General features: G+C 68.2%; 16 protein-coding genes. 6 read left to right on the top strand and 10 right to left on the bottom strand.

Annotation, left to right across the window (positions count from 1 at the left end):
• Positions 1–112 precede the first annotated feature (112 nt).
• On the top strand, positions 113–685 hold the full coding sequence (locus ACO6VK_RS13195; protein ID WP_137191825.1) for an Ax21 family protein: 573 nt from the start codon (positions 113–115) through the stop codon (positions 683–685).
• Between the two features lie 161 nt (positions 686–846).
• A complete protein-coding gene (locus tag ACO6VK_RS13190) occupies positions 847–1,533 on the top strand; it encodes an alpha/beta hydrolase (protein WP_422507804.1) in 687 nt (228 codons plus the stop codon).
• Between the two features lie 25 nt (positions 1,534–1,558).
• Here the strand turns inward: ACO6VK_RS13190 and ACO6VK_RS13185 are convergent, their stop codons facing one another.
• From ACO6VK_RS13185 to ACO6VK_RS13175, 3 genes are read right to left on the bottom strand one after another with little or no spacing between them, the layout of a single operon-like run.
• Complete coding sequence (locus ACO6VK_RS13185; RefSeq protein WP_422507802.1) at positions 1,559–2,491, bottom strand: alpha/beta hydrolase; 933 nt, start codon at positions 2,489–2,491, stop codon at positions 1,559–1,561.
• On the bottom strand, positions 2,488–3,381 hold the full coding sequence (locus tag ACO6VK_RS13180) for an alpha/beta fold hydrolase (protein ID WP_422507800.1): 894 nt from the start codon (positions 3,379–3,381) through the stop codon (positions 2,488–2,490). Before ACO6VK_RS13180 ends, ACO6VK_RS13185 begins: the two co-directional genes overlap by 4 nt.
• Complete coding sequence (locus ACO6VK_RS13175) at positions 3,381–4,436, bottom strand: sugar phosphate isomerase/epimerase family protein (protein ID WP_422507798.1); 1,056 nt, start codon at positions 4,434–4,436, stop codon at positions 3,381–3,383. Before ACO6VK_RS13175 ends, ACO6VK_RS13180 begins: the two co-directional genes overlap by 1 nt.
• Positions 4,437–4,548: 112 nt before the next feature.
• On the opposite strand from ACO6VK_RS13175, the gene ACO6VK_RS13170 reads away from it, so the two are divergent.
• Positions 4,549–5,145: a TetR/AcrR family transcriptional regulator gene (locus ACO6VK_RS13170; RefSeq protein ID WP_422507796.1), complete on the top strand. Its 597-nt coding sequence runs from the start codon at positions 4,549–4,551 to the stop codon at positions 5,143–5,145.
• A gap of 15 nt (positions 5,146–5,160) precedes the next feature.
• Here ACO6VK_RS13170 and ACO6VK_RS13165 read toward each other — a convergent pair whose 3' ends face one another.
• The 6 genes from ACO6VK_RS13165 to ACO6VK_RS13140 are packed head-to-tail and all read right to left on the bottom strand — an operon-like array spanning position 5,161 to position 14,021.
• Positions 5,161–6,264: a sugar kinase gene (locus tag ACO6VK_RS13165; protein WP_422507794.1), complete on the bottom strand. Its 1,104-nt coding sequence runs from the start codon at positions 6,262–6,264 to the stop codon at positions 5,161–5,163.
• On the bottom strand, positions 6,261–7,442 hold the full coding sequence (locus ACO6VK_RS13160; RefSeq protein WP_422507792.1) for a GDSL-type esterase/lipase family protein: 1,182 nt from the start codon (positions 7,440–7,442) through the stop codon (positions 6,261–6,263). Before ACO6VK_RS13160 ends, ACO6VK_RS13165 begins: the two co-directional genes overlap by 4 nt.
• Before the next feature lie 29 nt (positions 7,443–7,471).
• On the bottom strand, positions 7,472–8,227 hold the full coding sequence (locus tag ACO6VK_RS13155) for an SDR family NAD(P)-dependent oxidoreductase (RefSeq protein WP_422507790.1): 756 nt from the start codon (positions 8,225–8,227) through the stop codon (positions 7,472–7,474).
• 42 nt (positions 8,228–8,269) lie between these two features.
• Positions 8,270–9,562 carry an MFS transporter gene (locus ACO6VK_RS13150; RefSeq protein ID WP_422507788.1) on the bottom strand — a complete coding sequence of 431 codons (1,293 nt, stop codon included), beginning with the start codon at positions 9,560–9,562 and terminating at the stop codon, positions 8,270–8,272.
• Positions 9,559–11,796, bottom strand: a complete 2,238-nt coding sequence (locus ACO6VK_RS13145; protein ID WP_422507849.1) for an oligoalginate lyase — start codon at positions 11,794–11,796, stop codon at positions 9,559–9,561. The genes ACO6VK_RS13150 and ACO6VK_RS13145 overlap by 4 nt, the downstream gene beginning before the upstream one ends.
• Complete coding sequence (locus tag ACO6VK_RS13140) at positions 11,796–14,021, bottom strand: polysaccharide lyase 6 family protein (RefSeq protein ID WP_422507786.1); 2,226 nt, start codon at positions 14,019–14,021, stop codon at positions 11,796–11,798. Before ACO6VK_RS13140 ends, ACO6VK_RS13145 begins: the two co-directional genes overlap by 1 nt.
• 281 nt (positions 14,022–14,302) lie before the next feature.
• On the opposite strand from ACO6VK_RS13140, the gene ACO6VK_RS13135 reads away from it, so the two are divergent.
• Both ACO6VK_RS13135 and ACO6VK_RS13130 read left to right on the top strand, forming a co-directional pair.
• Positions 14,303–17,194 carry a TonB-dependent receptor gene (locus ACO6VK_RS13135; protein ID WP_422507784.1) on the top strand — a complete coding sequence of 964 codons (2,892 nt, stop codon included), beginning with the start codon at positions 14,303–14,305 and terminating at the stop codon, positions 17,192–17,194.
• Positions 17,195–17,284: 90 nt separating this feature from the next.
• Positions 17,285–18,028: a FadR/GntR family transcriptional regulator gene (locus tag ACO6VK_RS13130; protein WP_411849605.1), complete on the top strand. Its 744-nt coding sequence runs from the start codon at positions 17,285–17,287 to the stop codon at positions 18,026–18,028.
• 21 nt (positions 18,029–18,049) lie between these two features.
• On the opposite strand, the gene ACO6VK_RS13125 is transcribed toward ACO6VK_RS13130, so the two are convergent.
• A complete protein-coding gene (locus ACO6VK_RS13125) occupies positions 18,050–18,439 on the bottom strand; it encodes a DUF6165 family protein (protein WP_422507781.1) in 390 nt (129 codons plus the stop codon).
• Positions 18,440–18,679: 240 nt separating this feature from the next.
• Here ACO6VK_RS13125 and ACO6VK_RS13120 point away from each other — a divergent pair, with 240 nt between their 5' ends.
• Positions 18,680–19,318: a TorF family putative porin gene (locus ACO6VK_RS13120; RefSeq protein WP_422507847.1), complete on the top strand. Its 639-nt coding sequence runs from the start codon at positions 18,680–18,682 to the stop codon at positions 19,316–19,318.
• Positions 19,319–19,479: the final 161 nt, after the last annotated feature.

The following is a 19,479-nucleotide window of genomic DNA, read 5'->3' as shown; positions in this document are numbered from 1 at the left end:
ATTCACGGTTCGCACAACGGCTGCTTTCAGGGCGGGTTCGGGCGAATAACGGAGAATTTACATTTCCAAGGCGGCACGCAGTGCGCCGCTGCAAGAACAGAGGTGTACCCCCATGAAGACGTCCCTGATTGCCCTGGCGCTCGCCGCCGCCCTGCCGTTCGCTGCTTCCGCTGCCGAAGGCCTGTCCTACAACTACGCTGAAGGCGATTACGTCAAGACCGACGCCGACGGTGGCAAGGCCGACGGTTGGGGCGTGAAGGGTTCCTACGCGTTCCTGCCGAACTTCCACGCCTTTGGCGAGTACAACCAGCAGAAGACCGACATCGGCAACTTCAAGGTTGACCAGTGGCGCGTCGGCGTGGGCTACAACCAGGAAATCGGCAACAGCACCGACTTCGTGGGCCGTGTTGCCTACAACAAGTTCGACCCGAAGGAAGGCCTGGACTTCAACGGCTACAGCGCTGAAGCCGGTATCCGTACCGCGTTCGGCCAGCACGCCGAAGTCTACGCAATGGCCGGCTACGAGGATTACAGCAAGAAGCACGGCGTCAATCCGGATGGCCAGTTCTACGGCCGCCTGGGTGGCCAGGTGAAGCTGAACCAGAACTGGGGCATCAACGGCGACATCAAGATGGATCGCCACGGTGACAAGGAATGGTCGGTCGGCCCGCGCTTCAGCTGGTAAGCGCCGTCTGATTGCATCGCCACGCGCCGTACCGGCGTGGCAGAAAAGGGCCCGGCATTGCCGGGCCTTTTTCGTGGGCGCTGCCGGGGCCGGATCACACCGGATTAACCGCGTCCGGCGTCTAGTGGCGGCTCCCGCAGCGCCCCACCCTGGAGACGAACATGCCCGCTTCCCCGACGATTGTGCTGGTTCATGGGTTCTGGGGCGGTGCCGCACACTGGTCCAAGGTCATCCTCGCCCTGCACCGCGCCGGCCATACCGCATTGCGCGCGGTGGAGCTGCCGCTGACATCGCTGGCCGACGATGCCGAGCGCACGCGCAAGATGGTCGCGCAGGTCGATGGCCCCGTGCTGCTGGTGGGGCATTCCTATGGCGGGGCGGTGATTACCGAGGCAGGCAACCTGCCCAACGTGGTGGGCCTGGTCTACATCGCCGCGTTCGCGCCCGATGCGGGCGAGAGCCCGGGCGGCATCACCCAGCAGCATCCGCCGGTGGCCGTGCCGAACCTGGAGGCCGACAGCGACGGCTACCTGTGGATCAGACAGGACAAGTACCACGAGAGCTTCTGCCAGGACCTCGGTGCCGACGAGGCGCTGGTGATGTCGGTGGCGCAGAAGGCGCCGCTGGCGAGCACGTTCGGCGATGCGATCAGCGCGCCGGCGTGGAAGCAGAAACCCAGCTGGTATCAGATCTCCAGCGAGGATCGGATGATCTCGCCGGAGAACCAGCAGCGCATGTCGGGACGTCTGGGTGCGCGCAAAGTGATCACGCTGGAAGCGAGCCATGCGTCGCTGGCCTCGCAGGCCGATGCGGTGGCGGCACTGATCGGCGAGGCTGCCGGCGGCTGATCGCGGCGCTGCCGGGCTGCATGGCCTACATCACCGCAGCCAGCAGGGCCGCACTGCGGTCCAGCAGGATGCGCGATGCCGGGGCGGCGCCCAGCAGGTGCAGGCAGGCATGCACCATGCCCGGCAACCGCTCGCACTGTACCGGGACCCCGGCCAACCGCAGGCGGTGCGCGTAGTGCTCGCCCTCATCGCGCAGCGGGTCGTGGTCGCAGACCAGGATGGTGGCGGCGGGCAGCCCGGCCAGGTCCTGCGCGCGTGCCGGCACCGCGTAGGGATTGGCGAGGCTGTCCGCATCCACGTATGCGTCCCAGCAGCGCTGCATCAGGGCGGTGGTGAGGAAGTGGCCCTCGCCGTAGCGGCGGTGGCTGTCGGTGTCCACCGCCGTATCCAGCGCCGGGTACAGCAGCAGCTGGCGATGGATGGGCGGGCCGCCGCGGTCGCGTGCCAGCAGCGCCACGCCGGCGGCGAGATTGCCGCCGGCGCTGTCGCCGCCGACCAGCAGCCGGGCCGGGTCGACGTCGAGCGCGGCGGCGGTGCGGTGGCTCCAATCCAGCACCGCATACACGTCTTCCAGCGGTACCGGGAACGGATGCTCCGGCGCCAACCGGTACGCCACGGCGATCACCACGCAGCCGCTCGCATTGGCCAGGGCGCGGCACGGGTTGTCGTACACCGCCAGCGACCCCTGGAACCAGCCGCCGCCATGTGCGAACACCAGCCCTGGCCGCGCGTGGCCAGGCGTATGTCCGGCGGGCCAGTACACGCGTACGCCGATGGCGTGGCCATCGTTGGCGGCCACGAGGACATCGCGGACCGCCGCAACCTCCTCGCGTGGCCCCTGCAGTGCCGGCAGTGCCGTTTCGCTGGCCGCGCGGAGGTCCAGCAGCGATGCCTCCGCCACCGCCGCCGGCGGTGGCAGCGCAGCCAGGAAGCGCGCGATATCCGGGTCCAGGCTCATGCCCGGCACGCCGGCAGCAGGAACGGCAGCAGCTGGGCCAGGAAGGCCTCGGGCGCTTCTTCCATGACGAAGTGGCCGCAGTCGGCAATCATCGCCCCGCGCAGGTCGCCGGCATGCGCGCGCATGGTGTCCATCGGCATGTCGGCGGTGGCGTGCTCGGCGCCGATCGCCAGGACCGGCATCGCCAGTGGGGTGAGCGCACGGAGACGGTTCTGGCGGATCGTTTCGGGAATGGCGCGGTAGTAGCCAAAGCCACCGCTGAGTCCGCCCGGTGCGGAATACGCGCGGATGTACACCTCGCAGGCGACCGCTTCGCGGCGATGTGCCCAGCGGTCGAACATGAAGGTCAGGTAGGCGCGCTCGCGGCCGGCGATCAGCGCTTCGGGCAGGTCGCGCACCTGGTTGAACATGAAGTGCCACAGGAAGATGTTGTCTTCCGGCGCCACGAATACCGGCGGTGCGTCGGCCAGGCCGGGAATCACCGCCTCGGTGATCGCCAGGCGCTGCACGGCCTCCGGCTGGTCGCTGGCCAATGCGTAGGCCACCCACATGCCCACGTCGTGGCCCACCACCTGGTAGCGCGCGTGGCCCAGTTGCTGCATCAGCGCGTGCAGGGTGGCGGCGGTGGCGCCGGTATCGTAGCCCTGCGCCGGGGTGTCCGAATCACCGGTGCCCGGCGGGTCCACGGCGATGGCCTGGAAACCCTGCGCGGCGAGCGCCTGCATGATGTGCCGCCAGGCATACCAGGTCTGCGGCCAGCCCGGGATCAGCAGCACCGGCCGGCCTTCACCGAGGATCGCGCAGTGCACGCTGCGACCGTCGATGCGGACATGGCGGTGCACTACGCCGTCGAGCGCGGCGGACGTGGAACGGTCGTGTACGGTGTTCATCAGTGGATCCCCAGCATGCCGTGGATCTGCGCACGGCTGACCGGCGCACCGGCGAAGTCGTCGAAGATGCGGTCGGTCACTTTGATGATGTGTGCGTTGATGAAGGCCACGCCCTCGCGCGCGCCGTCCTCCTGGTTCTTCAGGCAGCACTCCCATTCCAGCGTGGCCCAGCCGTCGTAGTCGTACTGGGCGAGCTTGGAGAAGATGCCCTTGAAGTCCACCTGGCCGTCGCCGAGTGAGCGGAAGCGTCCGGCGCGCTCGGTCCAGCCGCTGTAGCCGCCGTAGATCCCCTGGCGCCCGCTCGGATTGAACTCGGCATCCTTGATGTGGACCATGCCGATGAAATCGCGGTAGATGTCCAGGAAGCTCAGGTAGTCCAGCTGCTGCAGGACGAAGTGGCTGGGATCGAACAGGATCCGGCAGCGCCGGTGCATGCCCACCGCGGCATGGAAACGCTCGAAGCTGGTGCCGTCGTGCAGGTCTTCGCTGGGATGGATCTCATAGCAGAGGTCGATGCCGTGCGCCTCGCAGACATCCAGGATCGGCAGCCAGCGATGCGCCAGTTCCTCGAACGCGGCCTCGATGAGCCCTTCCGGCCGCTGCGGGAACGGGAACAGATACGGCCAGGCGAACGCGCCGGAGAAGGTGCCCATGCGATCCAGACCCAGCCGCTGCGAGGCTTTTGCGGCCAGCTTGAGGCGTTCAACCGCCCACGCGGTGCGCGCGGCCGGGTCGCCATGCAGGGCGGCCGGCGCGAAGCTGTCGCAGAGCGCGTCGTAGGCGGGGTGCACCGCCACCAGCTGGCCGAAGATGTGGGTGGTGAGTTCGCTGATCACCAGCCCGTGGCTGGCCAGCATCGCGATCAGGTCGTCGCAGTACTGCTGGCTGTGCGCGGCCTGTTCCACATCGAACAGGCGCTCGTCCCACGCCGGGATCTGCAGGGCCTTGAAGCCCTGGGCGGCGGCCCACGCGGCGATGGAGGGCAGGTCGTTGAAGGGGGCCTGCTCGGCACTGAACTGGGCCAGATGCAGGCTGGGGCCTTGGAGGGTACGCATGAAGATGCTTCCTTATTGTTTGGCGATCGACAAAGAATAGGCCGGCGGTTCGTTCCGGTCAACGGCTGGTTTGGATAGAATCGCCGCACCGCTTCAATCCGTAGTGATGCTCATGGCCGGCCGCCCCCGCGAATTCGACAAAGACCACGCCCTCAAGCAGGCGATGCTGCTGTTCTGGGAGCGCGGGTATGAGGGCACCTCGATGTCGGCGCTGGTGGAAGCGCTGGGCATCGCCTCGGCGCGCATCTATGCCGCGTTCGGCAGCAAGGAGCAGTTGTTCCGCGAGGCGGTGGCGCTCTACGAAGCGGGCGATGGCGGCTTTGCCGACCGGGCGCTGCGCGAGCAGACAGTGCGTCCGGCGATCGAGCGCATGCTGCACGATGCGGTGCTGACCTACACCCGACGCGGGCGTGCGCAGGGGTGCCTGGTGGTATCGGCGGCCACCAGTACCGCACCGGAGAACGAAGCCGTGATGGACTGGCTGGCCGAGCACCGCCGCCAGCGCACCGCGCAGATCATCGCGCGCCTGCGGCAGGCCGCGAGCGCCGGCGAACTGCCCGATGGCACCGACGTACAGGCGCTGGGCGACTACTACGCCACCGTTCTGCACGGCATCTCCACCCAGGCCCGCGATGGCGCCAGCCGTGCGCGCCTGCTGGCTGCCGTGACCGTGGCAATGCAGGCGTTGCCGGTGCCGCCGACGGCCTGATCGACCCGGCGCGGCTCAGCGCCGCGCTGCTGCGCCGTCGCCGCGGGCCACCGCTTCCACTTCCTGCAGGCTGGCGCACGCGGTATCGCCCGGCGTGGACATGGCCAATGCCCCATGCGCCGCGCCCAGTTCCACCGCCGCCTGTTCGCCCTTGCCGCTGAGCAGGGCGTGGACCACGCCGGCCACGAATGCATCGCCGCCGCCCACCCGGTCGAGCAGGTCCACCTCGCGCGTGCGTGAGAGGAACAGCCGCTCGCGGGTGCGCAGGGCGCCAGCCCAGCCGTGACGCGCGGCCGTGGCGGCATCGCGCAGAGTGAACGCCACCGCCTGCAGATTCGGGAAGCGCTGCAGTGCCCGCAGCGCCGCCGCGTCGGCCGGGCCGACATCCATCGGCGTGGCACGTCGGCCGAGGTCGGCCAGGTCCATGCCCAGGCAGGCAGCGAAGGAGTATTCGTCGCCGATCAGCAGGTCGCACTCGGCGGCGATGGCGCAGTTGGCGGTACGCGCCGCATCCGGATCGGGATGACTGTCCCACAGGCTGGCGCGGTAGTTGAGGTCGTAGGACACCGCCACCCCATGCCGGCGTGCGGCGCGCACGGTGGCGATCGCGGTCTGCGCGCTGTGCTCGGAGAGGGCGGCGAAGATACCGCCGGTATGCAGCCAACGCGCGCCGTCGCTGCCGAACAGCGCGTCGCCGTCGATCTCGTGCGGCTGCAGTTGAGACGCGGCCGAGGTTGCCCGGTCGGACACCCCCAGCGGCGCGCGCACGCCGAAACCGCGTTCGGTGAAGTTCAGCCCCATGCGCGTGTTGCGGCCGATGCCGTCGTAATCGCGCCAGACGATCTGGCTGGCATCCACGCCGCCGGCCTGGATCAGCTGCCGGGCCAGTTCGCCCAGCTCGTTGCGCGGCAGCGCGGTCAACACCCCGCTGCGATGCCCGAAGGTGCTGCACAGGCCGCGCGCCACGTTGTACTCGCCGCCGCCTTCCCACACGGAGAACTGGCGCGCGTTGCGCACGCGGCCCTCGCCTGGATCGAAGCGCAGCATCACCTCGCCCAGCGCCAGTGCATCCCAGCGCTGGCCGGCCGATGCGGCCACCGCGAACTGCTGCCCGCTCATGGCGCCCGGCATCCCAGCAGGCCCAGGTCGATGCCGGCGGCCATGCGCCGGTAGCCTTCGTCATTGGGGTGCAGGTGATCGCGGGTGATGTCCTCGGGCAGGTTCTCCGGGTTGGACGGATCGCGCAGGATCGCGTCGAAGTCGATCAGGGCGTCGTAGCCGCTGCGGCCGCCGCGCATCCAGGTGTTGAGCGTGGTGCGGGTCGCTGCCGACAGCGGTTCGTAGCGGTCCGAGCCGCCGAACGGGGTGATGGTGGCGGCAATCGCGCCGATGCCGTTGGCGTGCAGGCGCTCGGCGATCTGGCGGTAGCCCAGCACCATGTCCTCGGCATTGCGGCCGGCCTTCGGCGAGGTGCCGCCATCGTGGCGGATGTCGTTGATGCCTTCGAACACGATCACCTTGCTCACGTTGGGCAGGGCGATCACATCGCGGTCCAGCCGCGCCAGCGCGCTGTGGCTGCGGCCGTGGTCCATGACCTTGTTGCCGCTGATGCCGGCGTTGACCACCACCACCTGGTCCGGGCAGGCCTGCTGCAGGCGGGTGGCCAGCAGCGCCGGCCAGTCGCCGTTGCTGCCGCGCGTGGCGGTGGCGCCTTCGGTGATCGAATCACCCAGCGCGACCACCACCACCGGCGTGCGGCTGCGTTCGGCCAGCACGGCGGAGACCACGTTCTGCCGGTAGGCCAGTTTCACCTTGTCGCCTACCTCGGCCTGGCGGCCGTCGGCGATGCGCAGGGCGGTGCGCCGCACCGCAGGCCGGGTCGGTTCGGGGAAATACACGGTCAGCGATACGTCGGCCAATGCCGGCACGGTCATCGCGACCGGGTCGCTGAGCAGCGCGGCGCCGACCGGCACCACCACCGCGTTGCGACCATTGAAGGTGACCAGCTTGGCCGGGGTGGCCGTGCCGGTGCGGTGAGCGGTGACGCCGCCGATGGTCAGCGGCGCATCGCCCAGTTCGTTGCTGATGCGGAAGCGCAGTGCGGTGGCCGAGCTGGCCAGGCGCATGTCCTGGCGCACCGTCTGGTGCGCGAACTGGACGGGCGCTTCCGGGGTGCCATCCTGGCGGTCCGGTGCCGGCGAGGCGGTCCACGCCGGCACCCAGACCTGGGCATGGGCGGGCAGCGCAGCGGCGCTGGTGGCAAGTGCAATCGACAATGCAGTGATCCAGCGCAGCATGGCAGCCCTCCCAGGCGGTCAGCGGTCAATCAGGAAAAATAGGTGCCGCCGTTGACGTCGACGTTGGCACCGGTGATGAAGCCGGCTGCATCCGAGGCGAGGTACACCGCCGTATCGGCGGCCTCCTGCGGGCGGCCCTGGCGGCGCAGCGGGGTGTTGCCGGCCACGGCGGTGCGCACTTCCGGCTTGGTGAACTCGTCGTGGAAGCGGGTGGCGATCATGCCGCAGCACAGCGCGTTGACGCGGATGCCGCGCGGCCCCAGTTCCTTGGCCATCGCGCGGGTGAAGGTCATCACGGCAGCCTTGGCGGTGGCGTAGATCGCCGCGCCCGGGCCACCGCCGTCACGGCCGGCCTGCGAGGCGAAATTCACGATCGCGCCGCCCTCGGGCATGTGCGGCACCACCGCGTGGGTGGTGAGGTAGACCGAACTCATGTTGAGGTCCATCACCTTGTGGAAGAACGCCTCGTCGATCTCGGCCAGCGGGCGGCGCTGCACCATGCCACCGGCAACGTTGACCAGCACGTCGATGCGCTCGCCGAACGCGGCTTGGGTGGCCGCGACCATGCCGGCCACGGCGGCGGCGTTGGTGACGTCGGCGCGGTGCACGATCGCGGTGCCGCCTGCGGCCTGGATCTGCGCCAGGGTCTCCTGCGCGCTGGCCTCGTCGTTGGCGTAGTTGATGCAGACCTTGGCGCCGGCAGCGGCCAGCTTGAGCGAGATCTCGCGGCCGATGTCACGGCCGCCACCGGTGACGATGGCCACCTTGTCGTTGAATTGGGTCATGGAAATACTCCAGTAGTGCGTTGGGGGAAAGGGAAGGACGGCTCAGCGCGGTGTGGTCGGGCCGTCGAGTTTTTCGACGCGGCCGGTGACCAGCCACAGCGCCAGCAGCGAGGCCGGCACGAGTGCGGCCACCAGGATGAAAATCGGGGCATAGGACTGATGGGTCATCGCCGGCACCAGCCAGGTGGTGATCAGCGTGCCGGCCACAGCGGCCATGCCGCCCAGGCCGGCGACCGAGCCGACGGACTTGCCGCTGAAGATGTCGCCCGGCAGGGTCTGGATGTTGCCGATGGCGATCTGGAAGCCGAACAGCACGAAGGCGATGGTCACCACGGCCCAGACCGGGTCGGTGGCGAGCACGGCGCCGAGCAGCGCCGGCGCCATGATCGCGCCGCCCAGGGTGATCACCACCTTGCGCGCCTTGTCCACACTCCAGCCGGCGCCGATCAGGCGGCCGGACAACCAGCCGCCACCCAGGCTGCCGATCATCGCGCCCACATAGGGCACCCAGGCGAAGATGCCGATCTGCTTGATGTCGAAGCCGAAGGTGTCGGCCAGGTAGATCGGCAGCCAGGACACGAACAGCCACCAGATCGGGTCGAGGAAGAAGCGCGAGATCAGGATGCCCCAGGTCTGCCGGTGGCCCAGCAGCTGGCGCACGTTGGGCACGTACTCCGCCTTGGGCACGGCCGGCTGTTCGGTGGGGGCATCCAGGATCAGCGCCCGCTCGGCCGCGCTTACCCACGGGTGCTTGTCCGGGCCGGCGCGGTAGATGATCAGCCAGGGCAGCAGCCACACAAAGCCGATCGCGCCGATCAGGATGAAGGTGCCGCGCCAGCCCAGCCACAGGAACAGCACGGCAATCAGCGGTGCCGACACAATCGCGCCGATCGACGCACCGGCATTGAACACGCCCTGCGCCAGCGCGCGCTCGCGCGCCGGGAACCACTCGGCGTTGGCCTTCACCGCACCGGGCCACGCGCCGGCCTCGCTGATGCCAAGCAATGCGCGGACCAGGCTGAAGGACAGGATCGAATGGGTGACCGAATGCAGGGCGATGGAGATCGACCACACCGCGATCGACAGGGCGAAGCCCAGCCGTGTACCGATGATGTCGAACAGCCGGCCGAACACGAACTGGCCGGCCGCATAGAACAGCATGAACACGGTGACCAGCAGCGCGTAGTCTTCCTTGGTCGCGCCGACATCCTTGGATATCTGCGGCCACATCACGGCCAGGGCATTGCGGTCGATGTAGTTGATCACCGTGGCCACGGCGATCAAACCCACGATCAGCCAACGGACGTAGGTACGGGCCTGCGTGGTGACCTTCATTTGCTGTCCTTGCCGGTAGCGGTACCGGTGTCGAAGCGCTTCCAGCCGCCCTCCCAGCGCCAGCGCTGTCCGTCGCCGCTGACCTCATGGCTGCCGGCCTTGCCCGGCTCGTCGGCGATGCCCAGCGCGATGCGCTGGCCGCCGGCCAGGTCGAGCACCAGCACGTCGGCATCCTTGCCGCGGTAGTGGGCGATGCGGTCGATGCGGCTGTTGGCGCCGCGCACGGTTTCGGCGGTGCCGTCGTACCTGCCGTGTGGTTCCAGCACGCCATAGAAGGTGGTGGCGGCCTGGCCATCCACGCGCTGCAGCAGCATCGGTTCGCGGCGCAGGTTGAACGCGGGATCGTTGGCGCCGCTCTCGCCGATCAGCGCACGCGACGGCGCGGTGCTGGCGAAGCGGTAGGTGTAGAAGCGGCCGTCCAGCAGCCAGGTGAGGCTGCGTGCCTCGCTCGTGGGCTCGCTGGCCGCATCGATCCACACATGCTGGTAACCGTTGGCCTTGCCCAGCACCGGCCGCGCCGCCACTGCGGACTGGGTCTTGAACCCGACCGCCATGATGTGGCCATTGAAATGCAGCGGCAGGTCGTAGCGCGCCGCCTTGCTGCCGGTGACGCGCAGCAGGTCCAGCACCACCGGCTCACCCAGTGCCGGGTGCGAAAGCAGCGCCTGCGTACGGGTGAAGGCAACGCCGTCGTAGGCACCTTCCATGCGCGCCGAGGCGATCTGCGTATCGGTGCCGGTGGCGAACAGCAGCGGCGTCGGCGCCAGCGCCTGGCCCTTCTTCCAGTCGCCGCCGAAGTGGCTCTGCTCGTTTACCACCAGCGTGTTGTGGGCGATGGTCTGGCGCGCCCAACTGGTGTTCTCCGGCAGGTAGATGCCCCCGGACTTGGCTTCGATGTTGAGGAAGCGCGCTGCGCCGTAATCGGTGACCACGCGCTGGCCGTTGTCGTAGAACAGCCAGTTGAGCTTGTCGAAGTGGCCGTGGCCCATGCCCTGCTTGGTGTTCTTCATCACCAGCGCCTGGCCGTCGGCGCCGCCCATGCGCAGGATCGCCAGCGCGCCCTCGGTACCGTCCGGGCCGTCGCGCAGCAGGGTGGGGACGAAGTCGAACGGCTTGGCCTTGTCCTGTGCCAGCGCCTGGGCCACCTGCAGGCCTTCGGGCGAGAGCAGTACGCGTTTCTGCGCCTTGGCAACCGACAGCAGGCGCGCATCGGCGGTCTGCGCGTAGGCGATGTCGATGCCGGCCACCAGCTCCTCGGTGTCCAGCCCCTTGTCCAGGATGGCGTCGTTGATCGGGAAGAAATAGCCGGCATAGCTGGTCTGCACCAGCGCATCGACCGCCTTCAGCAGCACCCCGTCGCGGCGCTTGAAAATGCCCTGCTGCGGCGCGTTGCGCTCGATGGCGTTGGCGAACAGGATGAACGGTGCCAGCGCATAGCGCTGGTAGTACGGGCCCTCTTCGTAATAGCCGTCCGGCGAGAACAGCTGGTCCACCTGTTTGAGGAAGCCGGCGCTGCCATCGCGCCGGCTGCCCTTCAGCGCCTTGTCCACGTAAGTGGGATCACGCAGCACATAGCCGGTCATGCCCACCGCGGCCACCGCCCAGGTGGCGTGGTTGTGGATCTTGTCGAAATTCTCCGGCGTGCCGCTGAGGAAGTCGGCCATCGGCCGGAACACCTGGGTGTCGATGGTGGCGCGGTCGGCGGGGCTGAGGGTGTCGCGGATCGCGTCGTAGCCCTGCACCGCGCTGACCAGCCACACCGAGTCATTGAGGGTCTGCCAGAACAGCCGGCCGGGAATCTGGCCGCGTCCCTGCGGGTGCGCGCCGAGCCCGGGATAGAGCTTGGCGTAGCCCAGCAGCAGATCGCGCGCGTAATCGGCATAGGCCGTGTCGCCGGTCAGCCGGTACAGCGCGCCGGCGGCCTGGATGGCCTGGTAATTGCGCTTGTGCTGCTCGTGGGTGTAACCGCCGCCCTTGTCTTTGGGCACGGGCACGTCGATGCCGGCCTTCATCATCGCGCGCACGCGCTGTTCGGCGCGCTGCTGTTCCCGCGCGAACAGGGGGAAGCGCGCGCCTTCCTGGCGCATCTGCGTCCATTGCGTGGGCGTCACCAGCACCGGAGCGGTCGCATCGGCGGCTGCCTGCTGGGTGCGGGCGGGTGCGGCCTGCGCGCTGGGCAGCACGGCCGGACCGAGGGAAGCCGCCAGCAGCAGCAACAGGGGCGTGGAACGCATCATGGCAGGGTCTCGGCTGGGGTATCGGACTGCATTGCCGCCGTGGCGGTAAGCACGTTGTTGCGTACGCGCAGGCGGGGTTCGCCCACGCGGTGGCTGAAGCGCACGCGGCCACTGTGCGCGAACTGGTTGTCCACCAGCGTGGCCTGCTGCACGCCATGCAGGCGCAGGCTGGTGTCGCCGGCCACGCCCACGGCCTGCAGCTGGTTGCCCTGCACGCGCAGGGACGGACCGAACGTGCTCTCGTCGGTGCCGCCGCGATACAGCTCCAGCAGCGGCCCGCCGATGCGGGTGAAGCGCGAATCGACGATGTCCACCTGCTCGGCGTTGTAGGTGCCCAGGTCGTCGGTCTCGGCGGCGGCGGCGATCACGCTGCCGCTGATGTCGTCCACCGTGGTGTTGCTGATCGCGATGCGCGCGGCCAGGCTGCCTTTGCCGGCGTTGACCACATCGAATGCCTTGTTGGCGGTCAGCCCGTGGATGCGGCTGTCGTCGATCAGCAGGGTGTAGTTGAACGCCTGGCTGCCCGGTGCGATGCGCACCACCGCATTGCCGGCCGCATCCGGGGCGAGGGCACCGTCGATGTCCAGCCGCGACAGCGCCAGCGAGCCACCGGCGCGGATCTCGAACAGGGAGGGGCGGGTGAACTGCAGGCGTGCCTGGCCGCGCGCCGGGCCGATCACGCTCAGCGGGTGGTTCACGCCCAGCACCTGGTCCACCCGGTACTGGCCGCGCTGCAGCTGCAGGCGGTCGCCCGGCGCGCTGGCCGCGATGGCGCGGGTGAGGGTGTCCTCGCCCGGGGCCACCTGGCGCAGGCGGCCGCTGTCCAGCGCGGTGGCCTCCAGCACCTTCGGGTACCAGGCGACACCGACCTGGTCGCGTGCGATCGGGGCCAGGTCGCGCGGCGCCCCGGCGGCGATGGGATCCACCGGATACTGCAGGCCGTTGGCCGCGCGCTGCAGGGTGACCTGGCGCGCGCTGACCCCGCCCGGGAAGCCGTCCGAGACGGCCGGGCTCTGCACGTTGGCGCTGAAGGTGATGCCGGACAGGTCGCCCTGGCTGCGCAGCAGTGCCTGCCCGCCATCCCCGATGAACAGGTTGGCGGTGATGCGGCTGTTGACCGGCATCGCGTTGCGTTCGTCATCCAGCCCCGCCCCCAGGAACAGCTGGCGCACGTTGATGAAGCTGTTGCGCTCGATCACCGCATCGGCCACCTGCTCGTAGCGGTTCAGCGGCGCGTCGCGGGTGCCGGCCATCACCGCCAGCGCGGCGGCGAAGTTGTCGCCGGCCACGTTCTCGACATAGTTGTCGCGCACGACCTGGCCGCGGTTGATCACCCGCACGCCGCCGGTGTGCGGCTTGTTGTTGCCCAGGAACACATTGCGTTCCACCACGTTGCCGTGGCCGTGGCGCAGCACCAGCGACCCGCGCGATTCGAAGAACACGTTGCCGCGGTACAGGTTGCCGCCGGACTTGTTGGAGACGATCTCCACCTCGCCGTCGCAGTGTTCGAACCAGTTGTTCTCCACCACCGTGCGTGAATCGGACTGCGAATCGTGGCTGGTGCCTACGCGCAGCGTTTCTCCGCCGTTGCTGCCCAGGTTGGGACGCGGGCCGAACCAGTTGTGGTCGATGCGGTGGCGGTTGTCTAGCCCGCTGGTGGCGTTGCGCACCACCACCAGGGTGGTGCCGGCATTGGTCTTGCCCACCAGCTGATTGTGGTCGAAGCGGTTGTGCTGGCCGTACATCCCCACCCAGTTGTCCGACTGCTGGCGGTCCGGCTTGTTGTAGCGGTCGATCACCACGCCGGTCACGCGGCTGTGGTTGGCCCATTCCTTCGACGAGGCGCGGAAGGAGACCACCTCGCCGCCCGGCGCCCAGCCATCGCGGAACACCAGATTGGACACCTCCAGGTAGGCGCCGGCGAGCCGCAGCTGCGATTGACCACTGAGGATCACGCGGCCGGGGGTCTGGGCCGTCACCTTAATTGGTTGACCAATTGTGCCGTTACCCCGCAGCAGCAGGTCGAAATCGCGCCAGACCCCGTCGGCCAGGATCACGGTATCGCCGGGTTGCAGGCGACCGGCCACCTGCGCGTAGCCGGCGGCATCGTGGACCAGGTGATCGGCCGCGAATGCCGGCAGGGCGCCGAGCAGCAGGCCTGCGGCCAAGGCCGCCGCAAGCGGGCGCAGCGCCTTTGGCGCACGCGAATGGTGCAAAGTCACAGGCTTACCCTCCCAGATCAACCGTGGCGTCGAACGCGAGTCCGGATCGTAACAGGTCGTGCGCGGCGCGCGTCAACCACAATCGCATACCACTTTAGGTGCATGTGGTTGGCCTGTTGCGCATATTCCTGCTGCATCCGCACATTAAATACCGCCAAAGTGGTCTGGGTGGATCACAGGGGTAGACTTTAGTACCAATTCATTGACATTGGTCCAGCAACCGTGAATTGTCCGGATCGAATCCGTGTAGTCGGACGATCCATCCTGGGAGGGAGATCACGATGTTGCATGACCGCCGTACGGCCTCGCCACGAGGCCTTCGCCACACTGCGCTGCATGGCGCACTGCTTTACGCCCTGTGCGCCACCGCGGCCCTGCCGCTGGCCCACGCACAGGATGCCGATGCCCCGGCAACGCCGCCGGCGCAGGCCACCACCCTGGACCAGGTCCAGGTGACCGGTATCCGCGGCACGATCCAGACCTCGATCGACAAGAAGCGCGAGGAGACCGTGGTCTCCGACGTGCTGGCCGCCGACGACATCGGCGACCTGCCCGCGCTGTCGATCGGCGAGGCCATCGAAACCATCACCGGCGCTTCCACCCACCGCGAGAAGGGCGGCGCGTCGGAAATCTCGATCCGCGGTCTGGGCCCGTTCCTCGGCTCGTCCACCTTCAATGGCCGCGAGGCGACCAACGGCAGCGGCGACCGCTCGGTGAACTTCAACCAGTTCCCGTCCGAGCTGATCAACACCGTGGCCATCTACAAGACCCAGCGCGCCGACTTCGTCGAAGGCGGCGTGGCCGGTACGGTCAACATGGAAACGGTCAAACCGCTGGAGTACGGCAAGCGCAACATCCAGCTGGATGGCCGCGGCACGTGGCAGGAGTACGACGACCGGCTCAAGGACAAGGACGGTGTGGGCTGGCGCGGCACGGCCAGCTACATCGACCAGTTCGACATGGGCGCTGCCGGCAAGCTCGGCATATCCATCGGCGTGCAGGCGCTGGAAGGCAGCAACCCCGAAGAGATGCTCTCCAGCAGCTCCACCTGGGTGGCCTGCGACGGCCGCGAAGTGGTGGGCGCCACCCGCAACTGCACCCAGGTCAACGGCAACCAGGTGGCCAACGGCGTGCCGTATTACCTGGTGCCCAGCAGCCGCATCTACCGCCAGTTCATCGAGCACGACAAGCGCGACTCGCAGTTCGCCGCGCTGCAGTGGCGGCCCAACGATGCGGTCGAGGTGAACCTGGACTACCAGTTCTCCAAGCGCGACTACACCGAAGACCGCTCGGACCTGTCGCTGTCCTCGATGATGCGCAACCTCAACAACCGCGTGGTCAGCGACGACGGCGCACTGCTGCACCACACCGGCAGCACCACGGTCGATTCCACCGGCAACTTCCTGGAGCGCAAGGAGGAGTACACCGGCGGCGGCCTGAACGTGATCTTCCGGCCGACCCCGGCGTGGACGCTCTCCACCGACCTGTCCTACTCCAATACGCGCCGCGACCAGATCGAACGCTCCACCCGCCTGCGCGCCGGCCGTACCGACGTCAACGGCAAGCCGGTGGGCGGCATCAAGAACACCCGCTACGTCGACTACACCTACGACTACAGCGGCGATGTGCCGAGCATCACCCTGGACCCGGCGTTCGATGTGAACAACCCGGACAACTTCACCGACTCGGCGCTGGTGCGCCGCCGCCAGCAGCATCGCGAACACACCATCCGCGCCGGCCGCTTCGATGCCGCGTTCACCCCGGAAAGCGGCTTCTTCACCGCCATCAAGGGTGGCCTGCGCCGGTCCGAGGCGACCTACACCGACTACACCGACACGGTGGACCTGACCACCACGAATGTGGCCGCGATCCGCGCGGCGAACCTGGCCTGCCGCCAGGAGTTCCCGCAGGACGATTTCCTGGCCAACGCCAGCGGCAACACCATCGACCGCTGGGCCAGCTTCGACAGCCGCTGCCTGTTCAAGGCCTTCACCGGCAAGGATGACACCGGCCTCAGCGCGGACCTGCGCAACCCGGCCAACAACGATGTCACCGAGAAGACCAGCGCGCTGTATCTGATGGGCGACTACAGCGCCGAATGGTTCGGCCTGCCGGTGACCGGCAACATCGGCGTGCGCGGCGTACGCACCGAGGTGCGTTCGGTCGGGCTGCGCAGCGGCCTGGACGTGGTCAACAACCCCGATGGCACCGTGACCCTGCAGCCCACCGGCGATTTCACCTCGCAGGTGCTCAAGTCCAGCAACACCGAGTGGCTGCCCAGCTTCAATGCCGCCTTCGAACTGCACCCGGACCTGCTGCTGCGCGTGGGCGCCTACCGGGCGATGTCGCGCCCGGACCTGGCCGCCGAAGGCTTCGGCCGCACCTTCAACCTGGGCGAGGTGGATGCCGAGTTCAGCAGCGTCGCCGACGCGCTGCGCAGCATCACCGCCACCGGCAACCCGCGCGCCAAGCCGCTGATGTCGTGGAATGCCGACGTGTCGCTGGAGTGGTACGCCAACGCGGACACGATGGTGTCCACGGCGGTGTACTACAAGCAGTTCAACGGCGGCTCGATGCCGGTGATTGTCGATGAGACCTTCGACATCGACGGCCAGAGCGTGACGGTGCCGGTCGAGCAGCTGGCCACCAGCGACCAGAAGAGCGATCTGTTCGGCGTGGAGTTCACCGCCTCGCACAGCTTCTCCTACCTGCCGGGCATCTTCTCCGGGCTGGGTGTGAAGGCCAGCTACAACTACGCCGATTCCAACTTCAAGACCGAAGACCTGCGCCTGGGCGAGTCCACCAACCCCACCACCGGCGTGGTCACCCCGGGCATCGTGGAGCCGGCCAACATCTTCGGCCTGTCCAGGCATGTGGCGTCGGCGCAGGTCTACTGGGGCCTGGGCAAGCTGGATCTGCAGGCGATCTACAAGTACCGCTCGGACTATTACCAGCAGTTCGTCGGCGACCCGTCGCAGAACCGCTACGTGCGGGACAATGGCTCGCTGGACTTCCGCGCCACCTACAAGGTGAACAAGCACCTGTCGGTATCGCTGTCGGCCAGCAACCTCACCGACGAGCCGCGGGTGTCGGATATGCCCATCCTCGGCAGCTTCCGCGAGTACACCACCTACGGGCGGCGCTATTATCTGGGGGTGCGCTACCGCTTCTGAGGTCAGTGGCGCGGTTCCAGGACCGCGCCGCTCTCTGAGGGCGCGGCCCGCGTGTCGGTCCCCAGCCACCTGTCAGCCAGGCCTTTGATGATGTCCGAACCCCGTCTGTACCAGTCCATTGCCGCCGAAATCGTCGCGCTGATCGAGAAAGGCGAGTTCCCGCCGGGCTCGCGCCTGCCGGGCGAACGCGACCTGGCCGAACGCCTGGGCGTCAGCCGGGTGACGGTGCGCGAGGCGGAAATCGCGCTGGAAGCGCAGGGGCTGATCACCATCAAGACCGGCTCGGGCGTCTATGTGAAGGCCCGCCCGTCGCAGGCACCCGGCGCGTTGCCGGATGTCTCGGCGTTCGATCTCACCGCCGCCCGTGCGGTGATCGAGGCCGAAGCGGCGGCGATGGCCGCCAGCCGCATCACCGATGACGAACTGCAGGATCTGGCCGGCCTGATCGCCGCGATGGTCGACCCGGCCTCGGGCGAGGCCGCCGCCAGCGAGGCCGACCGTCAGTTCCACCTGTCCATCGCGCGCATCGCCGGCAATCCGGTGGTGGAGCACTGCGTGCAGTTGATCTGGCGGATGCGCAACGAGCTGCCGCGCGTGAAGCAGGTCTATGCCAACGTCTGCCACAACGACGACGACACCCGCGACGAAGAACACACCGCCATTCTCGACGCCCTGCGTCAGCGCGACCCGGCCGCTGCCCGCCTAGCCATGCGCAACCACTTCCAGCGGCTGTTCGAATCGATGCTGGAAGCCACCGAGAATGAAGCGCTCGCCGAGATCCGGCGGCGTACCCAGCAGGACCGCGAACGCTTCATGGCCGCCACCGGGCTCTAAGCCCGGCGTTGGGCCGAGGGCCTACTCGCCCTGGTACTGCTTTTCCTCGACCAGCTGCGAGCCGGCGATGCGGTTGATCTCGTTCTTTACTTTGACGCGTTCGCCGTTGGTGCCGTAAACACCGCGCGCGAGCTGGATGAACACCGCATCGAAGTCCTGGGCCGCTTCCTTGTCGCGGAGCTGGTCCTGGATGTCCCACATGCGGGCATTGATCACCTTCAGTTCGGCTTTCAGCGCGTCCAGGCCCGGCTGCGCGGCCAGCAGTTCCTGCCACAGCGGCAACAGACCCTCCAGCTCCAGACGCACGTTGGCGTTCTTGGCGGCATCGGTGATGCGCTCGGCCTTGATTTCCAGGATGGTGATCTTGTCGATCAGCTCGCCAATCGATACCGGGGTCAGGATCGCGTCCACGTGATTACTCGCAGCAGGTTGGAGCGGCCATGATAGCGCGCGCCCCTCGTGCCATCCCGAAACGCAGGATTTACAGCGATTTTGCGCCGATCCTGCCAGTGGGCCATAGCCGCTTTACGGCCGCCCCGGGAACACTGCACGCCTCGACGGCGCCGCCGTCCCTGGAGTGGAAACGTGGTGGTTGAACAACTGAAAGGGCGCCTGGTGCGCCGCTGCAGCGGCCTGCTGGTGGGCCTGGTGATGAGTGGTGCGGCGGCGGCCGCGGTGGAGGGCAACGCCAGCCTGACCTCGGATTACGTCTGGCGCGGCAGCTCGCAGAGCGATGGCGATCCGGCCGTGCAGGCCGGCGTGAAGCTGAGCAGTGCGCGCGGCTGGTATGCCTCGGCATGGGGCTCGGGCGTGTCGTTCCAGCCCGACAACGGTGCACGCAGCGAGTTCGACCTGGTGGCCGGGTGGAGCGGGGCAGTGGCGACCGACTGGACGGCGGACGTCAACCTGACCCGCTACCTGTACCCGTCCGCCAACGTGGACCTGGACTGGACCGAGCTCAACGGCACGCTCACCTGGCAGCAGCGCTACTGGCTGCAGGTGGGCGTATCGGACAACGCGTTGGCCGGCGGCCACGGCGGCACCTATGCCCAGCTCGGCGCCCGCCTGCCGCTGGGCGAGTCCTGGCGCCTTGAGGGTGCGGTGGGCCACTACTGGCTCGACAGCGCACAGGGCGAGGACTACCTGCACGGCCAGCTCAGCGCCGTGTGGCGCGTCCACGGCCCGTGGGAACTGCGCCTGACCGCGCACGACACCGACCGCGCCGCCCAACGCCTGTTCCCCGGCAACGCCGGCTCGCGCGTTGAGTTCGCGCTGCAGACCACCTTCTGACACCAACAGGTAGAGCCGACCGTTGGTCGGCTGCTCTCCTCGCCGGTAGAGCCGACCGTTGGTCGGCTGCTCTCCTCGCCGGTAGAGCCGACCGTTGGTCGGCTGCCTTCCGAGAATGTCGCAACCACCCGCGAAAACCAACACACAACACCACTAACACA

The sequence above is a fragment of the Stenotrophomonas sp. GZD-301 genome (genome assembly GCF_049310345.1).
In the GTDB taxonomy this organism is placed as follows: Bacteria; Pseudomonadota; Gammaproteobacteria; order Xanthomonadales; family Xanthomonadaceae; genus Stenotrophomonas.
The sequence above is the reverse complement of the archived record's forward strand: the minus strand, read 5'-3'. Positions and strand labels throughout refer to the sequence as shown.